Source organism: Acinetobacter sp. 70_2 (assembly GCF_056736115.1).
The window spans coordinates 1-19978 of the sequence record NZ_JBWZIP010000013.1 but is presented as its reverse complement, the minus strand read 5'-3'; the positions used below and the strand labels follow the sequence as shown (position 1 = coordinate 19978).

Below are 19978 nucleotides of genomic sequence, written 5' to 3'. Positions count from 1 at the left end.
TATCAGTATTACATAGCTACTTAGTTCAATGTAAGGGTTTGATGCTATTATTCAAGGCTTAACTGAATTTGTCTAATGGATGCTCACGATATTCATCATCGGCTTGTACAATCGTTTAACAAATAGAAAAATATCGATGTCTATTAATTGTTGATGAAAATGGCTTTTCAATTGCATTCTTGTGAATTACTCTAGGCGTGAATTGTTATGGGTTTAGTTCAATAATGTCTGATTTTCTGATTGATGAAGAATTACTTGCTGCCATAGATATGGGGTCGAACAGTTTTCACCTTGCAATTGCACGGGTAGATCACGGTGAAGTTAAAAAAGTGGCTTCAATGTCAGAAAAAGTACAGCTTGCGGCTGGTCTTGATGAAAATAAAAATTTAACAGAAGCAGCACAACAACGTGGATTAGCATGTTTAGCTCGTTTTGTGGGACGTTTAAGTTCTGTTCAACCCAATCGTTTAAGAATTGTGGCAACCAATGCTTTACGTCAGGCTAAAAATGGCCATGAATTTATTCAAAAAGCCGCTGAAATTTTACCCAAACCTATTGAAATTATTGCTGGTCGTGAAGAAGCACGACTGATTTACCTTGGCGTATCTCACACGATGGCTAACGGTGGACGTCGTTTAGTTGTGGATATTGGTGGGGGATCTACCGAGTTTATTATTGGCGAAGAGTTTGAGCCTATATATACCGAATCATTGCAAATGGGATGTGTGGCGTATACAAAAGCTTATTTTGCTGATGGCGAAATCACACAAAAAGCATTCGATAAGGCAGTAGTTGCTGCTCGTAAAGAACTTTCAGCAATTGCAACAACTTATAAGATGGAAGGTTGGGATACTGTTGTTGGTTCAAGTGGAACTATTAAAGCCTGTCGTCAAATTATGGTGAATATGGGGTTAAGTGACGAGCAAGAAAATGTCACTCGTGAAGGCCTCTATAAACTTAAAGATAAGTTACTTAAGTTCAAAAATATTTCTGAAATTGATTTTGAAGGACTTCGAGAAGACCGACGAGCAGTTTTGCCAGCCGGATTGGCAATTTTGTACGCAGTTTTTGAAGTATTGGAAATTGAATATTTGGCATATTCTGATGGTGCATTGCGTGAAGGAGTCATGTATGACCTGTTAGGTCGTTTTAAACATGAAGATATCCGAGATCGTAGTGTACAAGCCCTAATGGGACGTTATAACGCTGATCCGAAACAAGCAGAACGAGTTGTAAATACAGCTCAACAGTTATTCGATGGTGTAGCAAAGCCACTTAATTTAACCAGTGAAGACAGTGACTTACTGCGCCGTGCTGCATATTTGCATGAAATTGGTTTAGCAATTAGTCATGGTGGTTACCATCGTCATGGTGCTTATTTATTACAGCATTCTGATATTCCAGGTTTCTCACAAATTGATCAAAACCATCTTTCACATTTGGTTGCTCATCATCGTCGCAAATTACGTAATGATGTAAAAAATGAAGTTTTAAAGGCTGGCGGTTATAAATTACTTTACTTAAGTTTATTACTTCGCCTTGCAGTTTTACTCAACCATAGTCGCAGTGATCAGATGCTTCCTGCCATTGAATTGACCATCATAAATGATCAACAATGGCAGCTTAGTGTTTCTGGTGATGCCAAACAATGGCCATTGTTAGTTGCCGACTTGCATGATGAGCAAGAGCAGTTTAAGCATTGGGACATTGAATTGAATATTCAGTCGGAAAAATTTATCGATTAAAGGGATAATATTCGACCTATGAAAAAAGCTACTCAGTCCAAAGCGTGGACAACGGTTCAAATTGCACGTCATCCTGATCGTCCGCAGTTTCTAGATTATGTCGGTGAAATCTTTACAGAGTTTGATGCCTTGCATGGTGATCGTTTGTTTGGTGACGATGGTGCGATGGTAGGTGGTCTTGCTCGTTTTGACGGTCAACCTGTGATGGTCATTGGACAACACCGTGGTCGTAGTACCCGTGAAAAATTAAAGCATAACTTTGGTATGGCGAACCCAGAAGGTTACCGTAAATCTCAGCGTTTATTAGATATGGCTGAGCGTTTTAATCTTCCGGTGTTCACGTTTATTGATACGATGGGTGCATACCCAGGTGTTGGTGCTGAAGAACGTGGTCAAGCTGAAGCAATTGCTACTAGCCTTGCTCAACTTTCAAGTTTGAAAGTTCCTGTTGTTGCAACAGTACTCGGTGAAGGTGGTTCTGGTGGTGCTTTGGGTATTGGTGTTGCAGACCGAGTAATTATGTTATCGCATAGTATTTATTCTGTGATTTCACCAGAAGGTTGTGCTTCTATTTTATGGAAGACTGCTGAAAAAGCAGCTCAAGCGAGTGAAGCTTTAGGTTTAACAGCAGATAAACTACAATCTCTAGGTATTGTTGAATATGTAGTAGATGAAGGTGAAGGGGCTCATTTAGACCCTGAGCGTGTTATGCAAAACCTAAAAGTGGTTTTGAAGCAAGCTTTGGAAGAGTTGCTACCAATGGATGCAAATGAACGATGCGAAGCACGTTATCAACGTTTAATGAAGTTTGGCAGCGAAAATTTAGGCATCACGTCTTAAAGCAGGCTCAAGAGTTTTCAGAAAATAGTTCTTTTCTTATTGGATGTAGTGGTGGCATGGATTCAATGCTACTACTACATTTAATGGCTCAAATTTTCCCTCAAAAGATCCGAGCAATTTACATTGATCATCAACTGCAAAAACAAAGTGCAGAATGGGGGGAATTTGTTGCCAGTCAGTCAACAAATTTAAATATTCCTTATATTATTCAAAAAGTTCAGATTTCTGATGGGAATCTGGAAGCTCAAGCACGTCAAGCACGTTATCAAGCTTATCAGCAACATTTACAACAAAATGAAATTCTATTGCTTGCTCATCATCAGCAAGATCAGGCCGAAACAGTTATTTTACGTTTATTGTCAGGTACAGGTGTAGATGGACTTGCTGCGATGCAAGCCATTGATTACCGTGTAAACATGACAATTTGGCGCCCTTTTTTGGATCTAACACGTGAGCAAATCGCTTTTTGGACTGCTCAGCTTGAAGTTAAGTATATTGATGATCCAATGAACTATGATACCCATTATGATCGTGTGTGGTGTCGTGAAGAGCTTTGGCCATTTTTAACAAAACGATTTCCAAAAATGCAGCAGGCACTGAGCCGAACCAGTTATCTCATGCAAGATGCTTCTGAAATTTTAGAAGAAGTTTTGAAAGCCGATTTAAAGCATTGTGGAACGGCTGAATGCTTAGATTTAATTAAACTATTAGATTTGTCATCTGCCCGTCAACGTCAATTACTTTCCGCTTGGATGAAGGGTGATGGGCAATATCGGCCTGCATTTGAAATGGTCGAGCGCTTAAAGACTGAAGTTATTGAATCTAAGTCAGATGCTCAAGCCGCTTTACATTGGAACCAGTTTTACTATGTTCGTTATCAAAATATACTCTATAGGTTAAGTAAACAGGTTTATCTTGCGGAAACTTTAAATCCGGTTGAAGCTGAACTCGAGCATGCATTTAAATTAGAAGAAAAGTGGCAGGGGGCTTCTGGACTTTTTCATATTGTGTCTAAAGAAATTGGTATAAGTCATTCTTTATTAAATAAAGAATTAAAAATAATTCGACGTCAAGGCGGTGAAAAAGTCCATTTATATGGTCGTGTTGGGCAATGGCCATTAAAAAAAGCAATTCAAGAGGCACATATTTTGCCTTGGCTTCGTCATACAATTCAAATATTAGTCATAGATAATGTTATGCTTGGGGTTTTTACACCGAAAGGATTTTGGTTGGCTCAGTCTCCGTATTGTGAGCAAGGAGGATGGCAACCAGATTTAATTTCTCATTCTTGTGATCTGGTAAATGGCGAATATGGTTATGACAAGTGCAGTAAATAGTAATATCTGTTTTATTGGTGGTGGTAATATGGCCCAAGCGTTGATTGGCGGGCTAATTTCGAGAGGTTTGCCGCCAACACGTATTACCGTTTCAGATCCAGTTGAACAAATCCGTCATTTATTACAAGAAAAAGAAGTTCATGTAACACAAGATAATGTGGCTGCAATTAAAAATGCAGATGTTGTAGTACTTGCTGTAAAACCACAGGTTTTAGCAAATGTTCTACGCCCGTTGAAAGGCTTATTATCGGATAAACTGGTTATTTCGATTATTGCTGGTGCGGAAATTAAGACAATATCAAATCTTATTGATAGCGAACGAATTGTACGTGTTATGCCGAATACGCCAGCATTAGTTCAAACTGGCGCACATGGTATTTATGCGACTGATGTGGTTGGTGCTTCAGACCGTGAATTAACGAGTCAAATTTTAGCAGCAACTGGTTTAACAATTTGGGTAAACTCCGAAGCTCAAATTGATACGGTAACGGCAGTTTCAGGTTCAGGTCCGGCTTATTTCTTCTACCTCATGGAAAGTATGATTCGCGCAGGTAAAAATCTAGGGCTAGATGAAAAAGTTGCAACTGCTTTAACACTTCAAACAGCATTAGGTGCGGCTCAAATGGCAATTACGAGTTCAAATACTCCGTCTGAACTACGTAAAAATGTGACTTCACCGAATGGTACAACACAAGCTGCACTTGAAGTTTTTGATCGTGCACAAATCTCTCAAAATATTCAATCTGCATTAGCTGCTGCACAGAAACGTAGCCAAGAATTGGCTCAAGAACTGAGTGACAGTGCAAAATAGCTTTAATAGGATAAGACAACTATGGGTGCAAATTCTGCGCTAATTTTTGGAATTTTAATTAACGTTGCGATTTTATTGGTCTTTTTCCGGTTCTTAATGCAATTGGCGGCAGTAAGTCCTTATAATCCTGTGGTTTTATCGACAGTAAAGGCGACGAAGATTGTTGATATTTTTGGCCGTATTTTTCCAACGGTCGCAAAAGGCCGATTTAATTTAGCCGCGTTAGTTCTTTTAATTATTTTATATTTACTGAAAATTTTCGGTGTGATGTATCTTTCAGGTTCAATGCCAAATAGTCCGATTCATTTAGTGATTCTGACATTTGTGACGATGATCCAAGATTTGATTCGTTTCTGCCGTTATTTAATTTTCGCGACAATCATTTTAAGTTGGGTGGTTATGTTCACTCAATCTCGTTCACCTTACATTGAGGTGATTCAAGATTTAGCAGAACCATTATTAGCGCCATTCCGTCGTTTACTACCTAATATGGGAATGATTGACTTATCTCCGATTTTGGCCTTCTTGGCACTCTATATTGCTGAGATCTTAATGAATGAAGTTGCAAAAGTTCTTTTAACGGGACTTTAAATTAACGCAATAAAAAAGGGCTGTTAATACAGCCCTTTTTTATTTCTGCTAATTAATGGGCATCATCCCAGTTTTGTCCTTGTCCAACTTCAACGACTAAAGGCACGGAAATTTCGACAACGGATTCCATGACACTTGCGATTTGCTTAGAAAGTTCTTCGGCAATGTTTTGATCGGCTTCAAACACTAATTCATCGTGTACCTGAAGTAGTAGCTTTGCTTGATCTTTTGGCAAGATTTTATCAACTGCAATCATAGCAAGTTTAATAATATCAGCCGCACTACCTTGTAAAGGGGCATTAATCGCAGCACGTTCAGCAGCCTTACGTACCATCACATTTCGCGCATCAATATCTGGGGTATATAGACGACGGCCTAAAATGGTTTCAACAAAGCCTTGCTCTGATGCAACTTGACGTGTGCGTTGCATATATTCATAGATACCCGGATAACGTTGGAAATATTGCTTAATATAGTTTTGAGACTCTTGACGTGTGAAACCTAACTGACGAATCAAACCAAACTCAGACATACCATAAAGTAGGCCAAAGTTAACGGCTTTCGCTTGACGGCGTTGGTCATTGGTCACATCTTCAATTGCAATACCTAATACTTCAGCAGCAGTACGGCGGTGAACGTCTTGTCCGTGTTGGAACGCATGTACTAATGCTTCATCTTGAGAGAAATGAGCCATTAAACGAAGTTCAATTTGCGAGTAATCGGCAGCCAATAGTACTCGGCCTTCTGGTGCAATAAATGCTTTACGAATTTGACGGCCAATTTGTCTACGAATTGGAATATTTTGTAAATTAGGATCAGAAGAGGAGAGGCGGCCTGTCGCTGTGAGTGCTTGATGATAACTCGTATGTACACGATGCGTGTCGTTATGAGATTGCTCAACTAAACGGTCAGTATAGGTACTTTTAAGTTTCGCTAAACCACGATGCTCTAGAATAATTTCCGCTAAAGGATGTTCAATTTTTTCTAAAACACTTTCACTGGTGCTGTATTGTCCAGTTGCAGTTTTTTTGCCACCTTTGATTCCTAATTTATCAAATAGTATTTCACCGACTTGTTTAGGTGAAGCAATATTAAAAGTTTCATCTGCAATTTCCATCGCTTGATTTTCAAGCCCTTCCATATTTTTTGCAAATTCAACGCTTAACTTGTCTAGGAATGCATGATCTAGACGAATACCATCTTCTTCCATGCCTGACAAAATGCGAGCAACCGGCATTTCGATGTTGTATAAAATATTTTCTAATTCAGGGTGTGCTTTGAGCTTATTTGAAAGAACTTCATATAAACGATAGGTCACATGTGCATCTTCTGCTGCATAGTGAGCAGCAACTTCAATCTCAATTTGATTGAAAGTCTTTTGTTTAGCCCCCTTACCAGCAATTTGTTCAAAAGTGGTGGTTAAGTGGCTTAAGTAGACACGAGCTACGTCATCCATGCCGTGACGAGTCGCCGCTGCATTTAGTACATAAGATGCCAGCATGCTATCGAAATACCAGCCTTTAAGTTCTATACCGTGGTTTGCAAAAATGTGTGCATCATACTTGAGGTGATGACCAATTTTTTTAACTGCTTCATTTTCTAGCACAGGTTTAATTTGAGCCAGAACTTGTTCACGATTCAGCTGCTGCGGTGCATTTTCATAGTTATGCGCTAAAGGCACATAGTATGCATCTTGTGCATCAAACGCGATTGAAAAACCAACCATCTCGGCAATACGGTAATCAAGACTTGTAGTCTCTGTATCAATAGCAAAATGATCGGCATTTTGCATGCGTTGCCAGAGCTGATCCCATGCTTCTTGAGTTAAAACAGTATGATAATTTGCAGTCCCAAGCTGGTCATCTTGACTAGTTAAGCTTGCTTGATCTTCGGTTTCTATAGATTCAGCAGGTTTAACTTCGTTTTGAACTTCGGTCTGTGATGCTTGCTGCTTATAGCTTGAACTATTTGGGTTGTTTGGATGATCAAGCGACTGTAATTGGTTTCTAAACTCAAGCTCAGTATAAAGATTACGCAGCGCTTCCACATTTGGATTGGTAAGCTTTAATTCATGCCAATCAAGTTCTAAAGGAAGATCACACACAATACTGGCTAATTGGTGATCAAGCTTAATATTGTCTAAGTTATCTTTAATATTTTGGCTAAGTTTGCCTTTAAGCTGGTCTACATTAGCAATGATATTGTCTAAAGTGCCATATTCAGTCAGTAACTTGGCTGCTGTTTTTGCACCCACGCCAGGCACACCCATGATGCCATCAGACGCATCGCCCATAAGGGTTAAGTAATCGATAATCTGATTTGGCCAAACACCAAATTTTTCAAATACCCCGTCGGTATCCATGACACGATCTTTAAAGCTATCTTCAAGTTTTACATGGTCATTGACGAGCTGAGCCATGTCTTTATCTCCCGTTGAGATAAGTACATGATGACCTTCGAGTACGGCACGTTTAGCAAGTGTGCCGATAATGTCATCAGCTTCGGCACCCGGAAGGCTATATAAAGGAATGCCTTGAGCTTTAATTAATGCATGCAAATATGGAATTTGTTGAGATAACTCTTCAGGCATGGTTGGGCGATCACCTTTATAAATAGGTGAAAGCTTATGGCGGAAAGTTGGCTCAGGCGTATCAAAAATGACAGCCATATGTGTTGGCTGCATACGGCGCATCAGTTTTTGAATTGCAGAAATTGCCCCACGTATTGCATTGGTATGTAACCCTGTAGAGGTCGTCAATGGTGGTAATGCATGATATGCACGAAATAAAAAATAGGACCCATCAACCAAGACAAATGGTGGCATTGAACAATTCCTTAATTTGAATTAGGGGTATTTTACGTGAAAACGGCTATGAATGCAGGTTTATGATTTTTGCAGTATTTTGTATGTATAAATATACGCTTGTATTGGCTTGAAGTAAGATGACATGTAATAAAGGTGTCATATTGCTAAGCCCATGTATAAAAAAGACAAACAGGGAATGATCGTCGTTTTGATCGCTTTGACTTTGTTTTTAGCCATTTCAATTGGTTTTAAATTTCAGAGTGCCGTTGTTGCTTTATCTATTGCGCTGACTGTCATACTGGTTCAGTTTTTATCAAATCTGCACCAACGTTTAATTCATTTAGAACAACAGTTTTCTCAGCAGAAAACGCCACTTTATTCTATTCATATGCAAAGAACAGTAATTTATGCAGCCGCCTTGGTTGCATTAGTTGCTTATATCAATCATTGGATGTGGATTGCTGGTGGGGCTTTACTGGTTTTATTGCTATGTTTAATTCAAACCATCAGTGCATTTCATACTCGTCTATTGTTCCTTGAGTCAGTAAAGCAAAATGTTCATGTGGATGAAACCATAAATACAGAAGTTATAAATCCTGTAATGGAACAAGTTAGTTCCAATAATACGGACATGCTAGTCCCAGCGGGAACGGCACCTTTAAATCAAACAGAACAACCAGCTTATGTACAAACCGCATGGTGGCAACCAGCAGTCGATTGGATGGTTCATGGCAATCCAATTTTAAGAGTTGCTGTTGCCGTGCTTATGGTTGGGGTGGTGCTCTTGCTGCGTTTTGCAAGCGAACACTGGCAATTAAGTTTAGGTGTAAAACTTGGTTTTATTGCCATTGCTGGTGGTGTGTTAACGGCATTTGGATATACCTTACAAAAGAAAAACCAGCTTTTTGCTGTGGCATTGCAGGGTGTGGGGCTTGCAGTTGTGTTCCTGACGCTTGTGTTCTCACATCATTTTGGTGTGATTGCCAATATCACTACAGCAAGTATTTTATTTGCTATTTTATTAGCAATTACGGTATTCCTGAGCTTAAAACAGCAAGCAATTTATTTAGCAATATTAGCACTCGGTATGGCTTATGCGGCACCTTTAGTTATTCCGCAATATCGTCCAGATGTAGTCTTCCTATTTAGCTACTATTTGGTAATTAACTTAGCAGTTGCTGCGGTTAATTTTATTCAGCCTTGGAAAATCCTAAATCAGATTGCTTTCTTTGCAACAATGTTTATTGGTGGTAGTGCAATCGCATTTTATGCTGAGCCAGCAAAATTTGACACATTAGACTGGATTTTATGGCTCCATATCTCACTCTTTATTTGGCTCAGTGTTCGTTATAGCCAAAATATATCTCGGGTTTCAGCACATAAAAAGCAAGAGAGCATTCGTGTACCTCCACTTTTAGATGTTGGTCTTATTTTTAGTGTGCCTGTATTAGGTTTTACACTTCATGCGTATTTGATCCATGAGTCTACCCAAGCATTAACTCTTGGGGCAGCTGTTTTGGCTGTTACCTATGCAGTCTTAACTTTCTGGATTAAAAAAACTCATCCTCAGCTTGCGGTTCTTGCAAAAAGCTTTTTTATTCTTTCGGTTGCATTTTTCGCCTTAATTTTTCCACTTGCAAAGGGAGCGCACTGGACTGCTATTGGCTGGGTTGCACAAGGTACGGCTTTAATTGTGTGGGGCGTAACTGAACGCTACCGTTTAAGCCGATACATTGGCGTGATTTTAGTTTTACTCAGCTCACTTGCACTGTTTTATCAGGTTTGGGCAAATGAAGAGTTCCCAACGCTAAGTACTAGCATTTATGCAATTGCCCAATTTATTTCGGCCTTTTATTTATTGCAATACAACAGTAAAGAGCAACGCTATTTTAGCGCAAGCATGTTTAGTGGCATTTTCTTATGTTTAGGGATGTATGCGGGCGCTGTAGCTGGGGTAGAAATAATGGTATGGCATCATCATGCTTTGAGTCCGTATTTGATGTTTGCCGTAGCGCTAATCGCAATATTTAGCACAGTCGTACACTATAAATTACGTGTGCAATGGCAGAATTTGCAGTTAATTTTAATTAGCTTATTACTGTTGTTGATTTTGGGTGAGGCCTTTACCAGTCAAGTCTTTATATTGTTTAAATGGGTAGACTCATTACAGCAAATTACTTTCCTAGTCGCTACCATTATTCTTAGCGGCTTATTTATTATGGCTCAACCGCAGTCGGGTGAATCTGGATACTTAAAAGTCTGGGCTGGTTTAAGTTGGTTATCATTGGCGATAGTTGGTGTGGCTATTTTCCCACAAATGCCAATTGTGGCTTTGTCTTTTATTCCTGTGGTTTATTCGTTTTGGGCGTATAAGTCTCATAAAACGACATTGTTGCATCAAATTCCAGTGTGGTGTTTAAGCTTACTGTGGTTGCTTGTAGTGAGTGTAGATAGCCATTCTGCTGAGTATCTTTATTTTGTTCCTTTAATTAACTTGACTGATTTTCTTTCAATTGCGGTATTTGCAGGTCTACTCTTTATTATTTATCAGCATGATTTTGATCAAGATAAATCACTGGAGTGGACTTTTAAAATTACAACAATTCTAGTGGGGTTATTGGTATTTAGTAGTGTAGTCGTTCGGGGCTTGCACCACTACTGGGCGACACCGCTATGGGGTGCTGCAATTTGGACAAACGGAATAGTCCAGTTAAGTTTGACGTTACTCTGGGTTATTTTGGCATTTGTATTAACTACATTCTCTAGTCGAAAAATGATTCGTCAACTCTGGTTTGTCGGAGCTGCACTTTTAGGGATTGTTGTATTAAAGCTGATTTTGCTTGATCTATCGCAAAGTGCGACATTAACTCGAGTCATTTCGTTTATTGGAGCAGGTGGGGTAATGTTGATTATTGCTTATCTTGCACCATTACCACCGTCATCTTCTGTACAGAAGAATCAAGAGCCTAAGCTTTAGGCTCTTGTTTTAATTCTTTTTGATTACTGTATTGATCAATATCATCATCAGCAAAAATATTAGATGGTCGATCAATCAAGCCCATTTTAGGAACAGGAATTTCGATTCGGTTATCTAAAAATCCATTACGAATACGTTCTTGCATTTCATCTCGAACTTTTAAAGAGTTTTCTTGTCGACACCACATTGTAAATAAAAGCTCAATCGATGATTCCCTAAATGCAGTAACCGTAACTGCTGGTTTTGGATCATCTAATACGAGTGGATAATTTGATGCGACATTCAGTAAAACCTCACGTACTTTAATAATGTCTTCATGGAAGTTGATTGCGAGTGTAATTGGAATACGCCGTATCGGATATTTAGATAAGTTGTGTACAGGCGCACGAATGAGTTGTTCGTTTGGTAAACGAATATACACGTTGTCGAGCGTAAGTAACTTTACCGAAAGTAAATCAATTGAAATGACTTCACCTTCGATGGTATTGCCACGAATAAGAGTAATTTGAATGGTATCACCGACTTCAAATGAACCTTCCCCAATCAAAAATAGACCACTAATCAGGTTACTGGCAGATGTTTGCGAAGCAAAACCAAGTGCTACTGTTAAAATCCCTGCTGCGCCAAGGAAGACACTAAGTTTAAATCCTGCCTCTTTTAAACTCGTCATAATGAAGAGTAAGAAAATAAAATAGAAAATACCACGGCGCCATACAAGGCGTTGATGAGCATTAAAGCGTGAGCCAATGGTTCTAATAAATGTATTTGAAATAATACGGGCAAGAACAAAACCAATAAAACACAGTACAACACCGACTAAAATTTCACTAATACGTTCGGTGTTAATATTGGTAAATATACTTTTGAGGCTATCAGCGATATCTCTAGGAATATTTGAATCAGCCATAGAACCCCCTTAGAAAAATGAATCAAACATATTAAATAGTGCTCCACCAGGTGAACGTGGGGGATGTACGTAAGTTACTTCACCTGCAAGAGGAGGCGTACGGTTTTCAATACGAATGCGGGCAGGGCGGTCAGACCCTTCATAATAAACTTTAATCTGTGAGGTCCATAAGCGTCCCGTACTTTCACTATAAAATAGCGGTAGGGCAGTCACTGGTACATTCATGCGGTCAAAGCGTAATTGATGATTACTGGTATTGTGAAAATCAATCGGTGTAACCGCACGGAATGCGCGTGGTGTTAATAGATTTAAGTCGGTACGCCCATCAACAGAGGTTGCATAGCAAATTTCACCTTGCTGGGCATTTGGGCCAAACCATGTATCTTTAGGCTGAATTACAGGGATCTCAAATAAAGGCTCATGCTGACTTTCGACTAAACCAGCAATCCAGAGAGGAGTACTAATATAAAGAGTCCCACGTTGACCTGCTGGAATATAAATAGGATCAACAGGTTTAATCACAACAGATCGGTCTGCTAAACGAGGCATGAGTAAAAACTTTGGATTAGTTTTCCGAAACATGTAACGTTCGACTTGAACAGAATGTGGGAAACCGAAATTCGCATCCGGGATGATGTGCCAATCTTGTTCATTATCATCTTGAAGAGTGGGACGATAATACTCGATACGCCATTCTTTTATGCCACGCGTTAAACGAAAGAGCATTGAACCGAATTGCCATGCTTTGGATTGGTTAATTTCAAAGTGCTGTTCACCCCACCATTTTAAAGAATTCTGGGGGTGAGGTTGATATTCATTATTTTCAAACAAGACGTAAAATTCCTCTACCGAGTTGTTAAACAGACTTCACGCTGTAATCTGCTTAGAGTACACTCAAAATCATCTTACTCATCATTATAAATTGTGATGCAAATATTGAAACAAATACAAGTTCCATATAGTTTTGCCAAGCGTCATGGTGTTTTATTTCGTTATGACGGTGATCAAGTTTTTATTGTTAGACGTCAAAATACAGAAAAAATTGCATTGCAGGAAGCAAGACGAATTTTGGGGAAGCCTGCACATTATCAGTTATGTACTGAACAAGAGTTTAATAGCCTATTAAGTACGAGTTATGCGGGGGACACAGGTGAATCACAACAAGTTGCGGCAGGTTTAGAAGACCACCCAGATTTATTGAGCTTGGCCGATCAGGTTCCTGAAACAGAAGATTTAATGGATCAGGAAGATGACGCGCCTATTGTGCGTCTGATTAATGCACTTCTATCAGAAGCAATCCGTGTAGGCGCTTCAGATATTCATATTGAAGCTTTTGAAAAGAAATTATCTGTACGTTTACGGGTAGATGGTCAATTACGCGAGATTGTACAGCCTCGCCGTGAACTGGCTCCGTTACTTGTTTCACGTATTAAAGTTATGGCAAAACTTGATATTGCCGAAAAGCGTGTACCGCAAGATGGCCGTATTTCTTTACGTCTTGCTGGACGTGAAGTCGATGTACGTGTATCAACTTTGCCTTCGTCTCATGGCGAGCGAGTAGTTATGCGTTTGCTTGATAAACAAGCGGGTCGTCTTAATATGACTCACTTGGGTTTAATGGCAAGTGACTATGAACGTTTAACTCAATTGGTACATCGTCCACACGGCATTATTTTAGTCACAGGACCTACGGGTTCGGGGAAAACGACCACCTTATACGCAGCCTTATCCGATCTAAATGATAATACCCGTAATATCTTAACTGCCGAAGATCCAATCGAATATCAACTTGAAGGCATAGGGCAAACACAGGTTAATACCAAAGTGGATATGACATTTGCTCGTGCTTTAAAGGCAATGTTACGTCAAGACCCAGATGTAGTCATGGTCGGTGAGATTCGTGATTTAGAAACTGCTGAAATTGCAGTACAAGCGTCGTTAACAGGTCATTTGGTTTTATCGACACTACATACCAACACTGCTATTGGTGCAGTGACTCGTCTTAAAGATATGGGAATTGAGCCGTTCTTGTTATCAAGCTCTTTAATTGGAGTCGTTGCTCAGCGTTTGGTTCGTACCTTATGTCCACATTGTATGACATGGCGTGAAGCCGATACTTTTGAAAAGCAGGTTTTCCAGCATATTTCACATGAGCCAACTTTAAAGATACCAGAAGCTCAAGGGTGTGATCAGTGTTCTCATTTAGGGTTTAATGGCCGTACAGCTATTTATGAAATTGTACCTATTGATGAACCTATGCGCCGTCTTATTCATGGCAATGCAGCTGAGTTTGAGTTAGAAAATCATGCTCGTCAGTATTCTGGTTCTATTCGCGATGATGGCTTACGTAAAGTAATTTTAGGTAAAACCACACTTGAAGAGGTATTGCGTGTTACGAATGAAGCAAGTGAAGCATAATCTGTAAGATATAAAAATGCCCGAGTTAAATCGGGCATTTTTGAAATAACAAAACTTATTCAGTCACAATATTAAAAGTCACATCAATATTATTGCGAGTCGCATTTGAATATGGGCAAACAATATGAGCTGCAGCAACTAACTTCTCAGCTTCTTCACGGTCCATACCAATTAAGTAAACATTTAACGTTACTTCAATACTAAAACCTGTAGGAATTGGACCAATACCAACTTCACCTTCAACATAAGCATCTTTGCTAATATTAAATTTATCGCGGTTTGCAACGAATTTTAAAGCACCCAAAAAGCATGCTGAATAACCAGCTGCAAATAATTGTTCTGGGTTAGTTACAGCACCACCAGCGCCGCCCATTTCTTTAGGCACACCAAGTTGTACGTCTAACACACCGTCTGATGAAGTTGCACGACCATCACGGCCACCAGTTGCTTTAGCTTTTGCACGATACACAACTTTTTCTAAAGACATCTTATAATTCCTAAATTAAATTGAATGCAAATATATCGTACACGACTTAATTATTTTGACAAGCCAAAATTGTAAAAAAATGGGTGATTATTTAGCTATATTTGTACGAAGTTGTGTCAGCTGATCTTTCAGACCAAGTAGGGTGGTTATGTCACAAGAACTTGCTTCTAAAATATGAGCTGGAATATTTACGGCTTGTTCTTTAAGTTTTTTCCCTTTTTCACTTAGTGTAATAATCACTTGGCGTTCATCTTCTTTTGATCGAGTGCGATTCACAAGTTGCATTGCTTCTAATTTTTTTAAAATAGGAGTTAAGGTAGAAGATTCTAAAAATAGTTTGTTGCCAATTTCTGAAACAGTGATCTCATCTTTTTCCCATAAAACCAACATCACCAAATATTGAGGATAGGTAATACCTAAGGGAGTCAAAAGTTTTCTATAAAGTTGATTAAGAGCTAAATTTGTTGAGTAAATGAGGAAACATAATTGATTCTCAAGCTTTAAATTTTGACAGTCTTGGTCCATATATTCCTCAGAAAACTAAAAGATGCTTTTATAGTATATCGCTTTATGTCTGATTTCTTAAATGCTCATAATTCTGAGCTATTGATAAAAATGAGATAACGCAAAAAAAAGAGTAATCGAAAGATTACTCTATAACTTTAAAATATGAACTTGAAACAGTTACCAGAGATCGGCAATTTTCTTCATTAAACGAGCACGATATTTTGCAGTTGGGTTATTTTCATTACGTTGCTGTTCTTGTTCATAGAAATCTTGCCAAGCTGTAATCATTTCTAAGGTTGTTCCTTGTTTTTTAATCATAGAAACATCAGCAGGTTGAATATTTTCTAAACGTTGCCTTGCGCCTTCTGCACCCGTTCCCCAGCCAATAATCCGCTGACCAAAAGCAGGTAGAGGAATATTTTTTGGAGTAGGTGGAAGAACATCTTGTTTCAGCTGTAAATTTGGGGAAACAAAATGATTCGTTGCTCCAAACTCAGCTGCATAACAGTGAATATTTGCCCCTAAGCAAAAAATGCTAAATAAGTATTTCCACATGAATAATTAAGCTTTTAATAGTGAATTAATTTACGATGCGTCATTAAAGGCATTGATGTACGAACAAGCTCTTGAGCAGATAAATCAAAAGGTACAGTAATTAAACCATTGCCTTCATATTCAATCATACTTAAAACTTGTCCACGGCTATCAGTTGCTCCTGCATGTCCCCAAGTTTGACGTTTTTCTCCATGCCAACCTTGTTGCGCTGCTCCTAGAACATAACATTGACTATCCATTGCACGTGCTTGTAACAAAAGCTGCCAGTGCATTTGTCCTGTTGTATAGGTAAATGCTGCTGGAGCAGTCAATAAATGAGCGCCTTGTTGTCTGAGAGTTAAAGCTAACTCAGGAAAACGCAAGTCATAACATACCATTAGCCCAATATTGCCAAAAGGGGTAGATGTGACTACAACGTCTGTTCCAGGTTCAAAAAAACGGGATTCTTGATATCCACCAACTGCATCGCCAACTTGCACATCGAATAAATGTATTTTGTCGTAGCGCGCTTCTGTACCTTCAGGACTGATACATAAGCTTACTGTGCGCACGCGACCATCTTGTATGATAGAGCCATCTGGACGGAATGGGCATGGTAAAGTACCTGCAACAATCCAAATTTGATATTGATGCGCAAGTTTCTCAAGTCTTTGCTGAATTGATTCAAATTGCTCAGCTGTTTCACGCTGTTTGCCAGCAGCGAAACATACAAAGTTTTCGGGGAAAACAATTAAGCTGGCATTTTGAGCACTGCTTTGCTGAATCAATGACTCGATTATTTGAAAGTTGCTTTCAATGTCATCTTGAGAATTCATTTGAACAACTGAAACAAGAGTCATATACAAATCCAGATTAGCAATAAAATTTAGGCATTTTGCTTATCAGATACTTGTTCAAGCGTGTCTTGTTCTTTCTGCAATTGCTTAACAAGTGGCTCAAACATATTCTGATTATTTGCATTTAGTTTCATCAATGTCTTATGTGCATCCAGAACAGTTCTTAGCATCGCATTATGAGTAATGTGTTCATCCGTTAACGTTAGAGTGCAAACACTAGGATCACCACAATAATTCAGAATGACAAAAACCTGCCCTAGCCCCATGCTGTTGGCTAAGGTTGTGATATCTGGATTGGTAGATAGCATCACAGCTTGAATATGATGAGTCTGTTTAAGTTTTAAACCTAGCTTGGCTAGGATACCTAATACAGTACTATCAATAAATGTTGTTTGGGTTAAATCAACGATTGCACCAACAACATTCTCTTGCTGTTCAATTCTGTTTAAAAGTTTGTCTAGACTTATACAAGAATGGGCTCGCACTTCACCAATAAGTTTGAAAATATGCGTTCCATTTAAGCTTGCATATTCAACATGACCTGTTGACATATAAATGCCATTTTCAGAGAAGGATAGAAAAATTATCACATAGTGCCATCTCAGACTCAAGAGTCCTTAAGTCGTATATTTTCTAATTGATTGATTTTTAAATTAATTCATTCGACAAAGACTAAAGATGGCAATGTCATCAGCAACATGATCAGGGGCTTGGAATGATTGATTTTGCAAATGTTGGACCAATTGTTGAAATTGATCATTCAATCCACCATCAAATGGTTCTAGTGCTCCATCTGAACAAACAATGAAACGCGCATGACGATTTAATGTACATACATGTTCTTCAACTTCCAATTCGTCAGTTAAGCCCAGAGGAAAGCTACTAGTTGTTAAAATTTTTGGAGGTTGATTAGGTTCAAAAATAATTGGAGGAGGGTAGTGACCTGCACTAGACCAGCGAAGATTATGCGTTTCAAGATTTAAAATACCGACCACGATCGTAATATGTTTTTCAATATTCTCTTGAACGAGCATTCCATTTAATTTTTTGATCAACTGTCGCGGTGTTTTTGAACGGCCATGAAATGCAGCCATCCATGAAGTCAATAAACTGCTTGTGACACCGTGTCCCGATACATCGGCAAGATAAAATAAAACTTCTTTATCATTTAATTTCCAATAATCATACCAGTCCCCTGATAGATAAGCGGAAGGTTGAAAAAAAGTTTCAACTTCATAATTTAATAAATCAATAGGATTTGGTAATAATCGTTTTTGTAATTCTGCTGCCGAAGGTAAGTCACGGCTATCTTGATTACGTTTATATTGAGCATCAATTCTGGTTAATGCTTTATTTAAATCTTGAGGTAACTGATTCCATACCCATCCAGCAAGAGCACCTGCTTCCCATGCCTGAGCTAAAGCGCTACCTTCATGTTCAAAAGCGATCACAATTGTAGGCAAACGCCATTTATGAGTAAGGAAATCTTGTACATCTGCAATTGCAATAATTGTTGGATCATATAAATCGAGATCATCTATGTGAATGACTTGTAAGTCTGGTAATGCATCCAGAGCTTGCTCTAATAAAGGGATAGAGCGGGTCGGTTTAATAAAATACATAGAAGATATGGTAGTCCTTTTACAAGATCACTTTATCCATCATAGAGGATGTATGATCAAAATCAAGGTATTGCCTTTTTATATAAACAGCACAATACCCTGATTTCTTCTTTAATTATTTTTTAGTTTTAATATGACTGTCGTCTGGAACATCTTCAGATTCGTCATCATCAATGAAAGATACATCTGCTGAATTACCTTTTTTCTCAGCAATCTGGAATGCCTTACGTTGGAGATATAAATCGCGAATCATCGCATATTGATCACCTTGTATCGTTTGATCCAAATCTAAATATTGAGCACGTGTATCAATGGCCTGTAACACATTGGTTGACCAGTAAAGACCATCTTGGTTATCCATAATGTACTTTTGTGGACGAGCCTGAGAATCTACAGCTAAGCCAATACCATCACGTAATGTGCTTGGTCCAAAGAAAGGCAACATCAAAAATGGTCCAGAAGGAACGCCATAGTAACCAAGAGTGACACCAAAGCTTTCATCTTCAGGCGGAAGACCTAAGCGACTAGCAGGGTCAGCTAAACCTAAAGTTGTTAATGTGTTAACAGTAAATCGACCAAGTGTCTTTGCTGCACGTCCAGGGCGTCCTTGAATTAACTGGTTAACAGCATTCCACGGCTCTCCAAGATTTTTGCGGAACTGGCGATAAGAGCCACGCACATCTTCTGGAGTTTTCTCATTATATTGAACTGCAACGGGGCGAAGAATATTGCGGTCTAACATGTCATTAAAAGAATAAATCGGACGGTTTAATGACTGTAATGGGTCTTTTACTGTATCTGGTTGAGCGGCATTTGCATTGATTTTTAAATCTTTAGCTTTGAGGCCTTTCAAATCTTTAATAATTTGTGAACGGGGGCGGCCCTGCTGAGCCTCTGTAGAAGTAGCATCTTCCGAACTAGCGGCAGATTCTTCAGTAAGATTTTCTTGAGCGTGTGCTGAGGTATAAAGACCCACAGTTAATAAGCTCGATAATAGTAAATTAGAATAATTCATATAATTCCTTAACCGCTAGCCAGGCTCTGTTCAATATGCAGTTGGATAGAGATATATTTTAATACAAAAGCGATAAGCTATTATCAATGTAAAATTGGTCAAATAATATAGAAAAATGACTAAAAAGCCTAAAAATTGACCGGTTGAATGATAAGGTTTGAGAAAGGGCTTGCAAAGGGGATGGGATGGTCTATAATGCACATCCATCGGCGGTGATGCAGATAGAAACTTGTTGAAAAACAGTTACTTGAGATTAAGTTGGTTGCTTTAAGTGATGAATTTGATGTTAAGTTGGTTTTGAGAATAAGTTTTAAAAATATCGAAATTACCTGTTGACTTTTAAGAGATTAAGAGTAATATAGCCGACCTAGCTTGCTGGTGACGAACCAGGAAGAAGATCATTAAGAGAATTGAAGAACAACTTGTGTGGATTTTTACTGATTGATTAATCGAAATAATTTTCATTGATTGATTGGTTTAAATTACTCGAAGTTTATTTGAGCGAAATTTAAGTCAGTAATTGA

The 19978-nt window shown here is 38.7% G+C and carries 17 protein-coding genes; 7 read left to right on the top strand and 10 right to left on the bottom strand.

Translation table 11 applies throughout. The features are described from left to right. Positions 1-224 precede the first annotated feature (224 nt). Genes ppx through AC1PJ9_RS06110 form a run of 5 tightly spaced genes read left to right on the top strand, consistent with a single transcriptional unit; the run spans position 225 to position 5324 of the window. The gene (ppx, locus tag AC1PJ9_RS06130) at positions 225-1745 is read left to right on the top strand and encodes an exopolyphosphatase (RefSeq protein WP_311069605.1); all 1521 of its coding nucleotides are present in this window, start codon (positions 225-227) and stop codon (positions 1743-1745) included. Between the two features lie 18 nt (positions 1746-1763). Next, a complete protein-coding gene (locus AC1PJ9_RS06125) occupies positions 1764-2585 on the top strand; it encodes an acetyl-CoA carboxylase carboxyltransferase subunit alpha (RefSeq protein WP_213688850.1) in 822 nt (273 codons plus the stop codon). Then, positions 2522-3922 carry a tRNA lysidine(34) synthetase TilS gene (gene tilS, locus AC1PJ9_RS06120; protein ID WP_311069606.1) on the top strand — a complete coding sequence of 467 codons (1401 nt, stop codon included), beginning with the start codon at positions 2522-2524 and terminating at the stop codon, positions 3920-3922. Before AC1PJ9_RS06125 ends, tilS begins: the two co-directional genes overlap by 64 nt. Continuing rightward, positions 3897-4733 carry a pyrroline-5-carboxylate reductase gene (gene proC, locus AC1PJ9_RS06115; protein ID WP_311087197.1) on the top strand — a complete coding sequence of 279 codons (837 nt, stop codon included), beginning with the start codon at positions 3897-3899 and terminating at the stop codon, positions 4731-4733. Before tilS ends, proC begins: the two co-directional genes overlap by 26 nt. Before the next feature lie 21 nt (positions 4734-4754). After that, the gene (locus AC1PJ9_RS06110; protein ID WP_002054582.1) at positions 4755-5324 is read left to right on the top strand and encodes a YggT family protein; all 570 of its coding nucleotides are present in this window, start codon (positions 4755-4757) and stop codon (positions 5322-5324) included. A 52-nt stretch (positions 5325-5376) separates the two neighbouring features. On the opposite strand, the gene polA is transcribed toward AC1PJ9_RS06110, so the two are convergent. Further along, positions 5377-8148 (bottom strand): DNA polymerase I, encoded by a 2772-nt coding sequence (gene polA, locus AC1PJ9_RS06105; RefSeq protein WP_311087091.1) that lies wholly within the window; start codon positions 8146-8148, stop codon positions 5377-5379. Between the two features lie 154 nt (positions 8149-8302). Between polA and AC1PJ9_RS06100 the strand changes: the two genes are divergently transcribed. Next, complete coding sequence (locus AC1PJ9_RS06100; protein ID WP_311087090.1) at positions 8303-11107, top strand: DUF2339 domain-containing protein; 2805 nt, start codon at positions 8303-8305, stop codon at positions 11105-11107. On the opposite strand, the gene AC1PJ9_RS06095 is transcribed toward AC1PJ9_RS06100, so the two are convergent. After that, positions 11097-12014 carry a mechanosensitive ion channel family protein gene (locus tag AC1PJ9_RS06095; RefSeq protein ID WP_263612959.1) on the bottom strand — a complete coding sequence of 306 codons (918 nt, stop codon included), beginning with the start codon at positions 12012-12014 and terminating at the stop codon, positions 11097-11099. The genes AC1PJ9_RS06100 and AC1PJ9_RS06095 overlap by 11 nt on opposite strands. A gap of 9 nt (positions 12015-12023) precedes the next feature. Beyond that, complete coding sequence (locus AC1PJ9_RS06090; RefSeq protein WP_029423663.1) at positions 12024-12845, bottom strand: hypothetical protein; 822 nt, start codon at positions 12843-12845, stop codon at positions 12024-12026. Positions 12846-12941: 96 nt separating this feature from the next. Between AC1PJ9_RS06090 and gspE the strand changes: the two genes are divergently transcribed. Then, complete coding sequence (gene gspE, locus AC1PJ9_RS06085) at positions 12942-14432, top strand: type II secretion system ATPase GspE (protein ID WP_311087089.1); 1491 nt, start codon at positions 12942-12944, stop codon at positions 14430-14432. A gap of 55 nt (positions 14433-14487) precedes the next feature. On the opposite strand, the gene AC1PJ9_RS06080 is transcribed toward gspE, so the two are convergent. The 7 genes from AC1PJ9_RS06080 to AC1PJ9_RS06050 all read right to left on the bottom strand — a co-directional run bounded on the left by AC1PJ9_RS06080 (position 14488) and on the right by AC1PJ9_RS06050 (position 19454). Then, the gene (locus AC1PJ9_RS06080) at positions 14488-14919 is read right to left on the bottom strand and encodes an organic hydroperoxide resistance protein (RefSeq protein WP_000051124.1); all 432 of its coding nucleotides are present in this window, start codon (positions 14917-14919) and stop codon (positions 14488-14490) included. Positions 14920-15006: 87 nt separating this feature from the next. Then, the gene (locus AC1PJ9_RS06075) at positions 15007-15444 is read right to left on the bottom strand and encodes a MarR family winged helix-turn-helix transcriptional regulator (protein WP_311087088.1); all 438 of its coding nucleotides are present in this window, start codon (positions 15442-15444) and stop codon (positions 15007-15009) included. Positions 15445-15603: 159 nt separating this feature from the next. After that, positions 15604-15981, bottom strand: coding sequence for a DUF4951 domain-containing protein (locus AC1PJ9_RS06070; RefSeq protein WP_077169007.1), 378 nt, complete (start codon positions 15979-15981; stop codon positions 15604-15606). Positions 15982-15995: 14 nt separating this feature from the next. Then, positions 15996-16820 carry a carbon-nitrogen hydrolase family protein gene (locus AC1PJ9_RS06065; RefSeq protein WP_191106998.1) on the bottom strand — a complete coding sequence of 275 codons (825 nt, stop codon included), beginning with the start codon at positions 16818-16820 and terminating at the stop codon, positions 15996-15998. Between the two features lie 26 nt (positions 16821-16846). After that, positions 16847-17368, bottom strand: coding sequence for an anti-anti-sigma factor GigB (gene gigB / locus AC1PJ9_RS06060; protein WP_191106997.1), 522 nt, complete (start codon positions 17366-17368; stop codon positions 16847-16849). Positions 17369-17470: 102 nt separating this feature from the next. After that, positions 17471-18439 carry an RsbU family protein phosphatase GigA gene (gene gigA, locus AC1PJ9_RS06055; RefSeq protein WP_263612964.1) on the bottom strand — a complete coding sequence of 323 codons (969 nt, stop codon included), beginning with the start codon at positions 18437-18439 and terminating at the stop codon, positions 17471-17473. A 115-nt stretch (positions 18440-18554) separates the two neighbouring features. Continuing rightward, the gene (locus tag AC1PJ9_RS06050) at positions 18555-19454 is read right to left on the bottom strand and encodes an MlaA family lipoprotein (protein ID WP_311087087.1); all 900 of its coding nucleotides are present in this window, start codon (positions 19452-19454) and stop codon (positions 18555-18557) included. Positions 19455-19978 lie beyond the last annotated feature (524 nt).

Bases quoted from the DNA above. Each gene is read 5' to 3' on its own strand.
- ppx (WP_311069605.1), top strand. From the start codon at position 225: ATGTCTGATTTTCTGATTGATGAAGAATTACTTGCTGCCATAGATATG.
- AC1PJ9_RS06125 (WP_213688850.1), top strand. From the start codon at position 1,764: ATGAAAAAAGCTACTCAGTCCAAAGCGTGGACAACGGTTCAAATTGCA.
- tilS (WP_311069606.1), top strand. From the start codon at position 2,522: ATGCGAAGCACGTTATCAACGTTTAATGAAGTTTGGCAGCGAAAATTT.
- proC (WP_311087197.1), top strand. From the start codon at position 3,897: ATGGTTATGACAAGTGCAGTAAATAGTAATATCTGTTTTATTGGTGGT.
- AC1PJ9_RS06110 (WP_002054582.1), top strand. From the start codon at position 4,755: ATGGGTGCAAATTCTGCGCTAATTTTTGGAATTTTAATTAACGTTGCG.
- polA (WP_311087091.1), bottom strand. From the start codon at position 8,148: ATGCCACCATTTGTCTTGGTTGATGGGTCCTATTTTTTATTTCGTGCA.
- AC1PJ9_RS06100 (WP_311087090.1), top strand. From the start codon at position 8,303: ATGTATAAAAAAGACAAACAGGGAATGATCGTCGTTTTGATCGCTTTG.
- AC1PJ9_RS06095 (WP_263612959.1), bottom strand. From the start codon at position 12,014: ATGGCTGATTCAAATATTCCTAGAGATATCGCTGATAGCCTCAAAAGT.
- gspE (WP_311087089.1), top strand. From the start codon at position 12,942: ATGCAAATATTGAAACAAATACAAGTTCCATATAGTTTTGCCAAGCGT.
- AC1PJ9_RS06080 (WP_000051124.1), bottom strand. From the start codon at position 14,919: ATGTCTTTAGAAAAAGTTGTGTATCGTGCAAAAGCTAAAGCAACTGGT.
- AC1PJ9_RS06075 (WP_311087088.1), bottom strand. From the start codon at position 15,444: ATGGACCAAGACTGTCAAAATTTAAAGCTTGAGAATCAATTATGTTTC.
- AC1PJ9_RS06070 (WP_077169007.1), bottom strand. From the start codon at position 15,981: ATGTGGAAATACTTATTTAGCATTTTTTGCTTAGGGGCAAATATTCAC.
- AC1PJ9_RS06065 (WP_191106998.1), bottom strand. From the start codon at position 16,820: ATGACTCTTGTTTCAGTTGTTCAAATGAATTCTCAAGATGACATTGAA.
- gigB (WP_191106997.1), bottom strand. From the start codon at position 17,368: ATGTCAACAGGTCATGTTGAATATGCAAGCTTAAATGGAACGCATATT.
- gigA (WP_263612964.1), bottom strand. From the start codon at position 18,439: ATGTATTTTATTAAACCGACCCGCTCTATCCCTTTATTAGAGCAAGCT.
- AC1PJ9_RS06050 (WP_311087087.1), bottom strand. From the start codon at position 19,454: ATGAATTATTCTAATTTACTATTATCGAGCTTATTAACTGTGGGTCTT.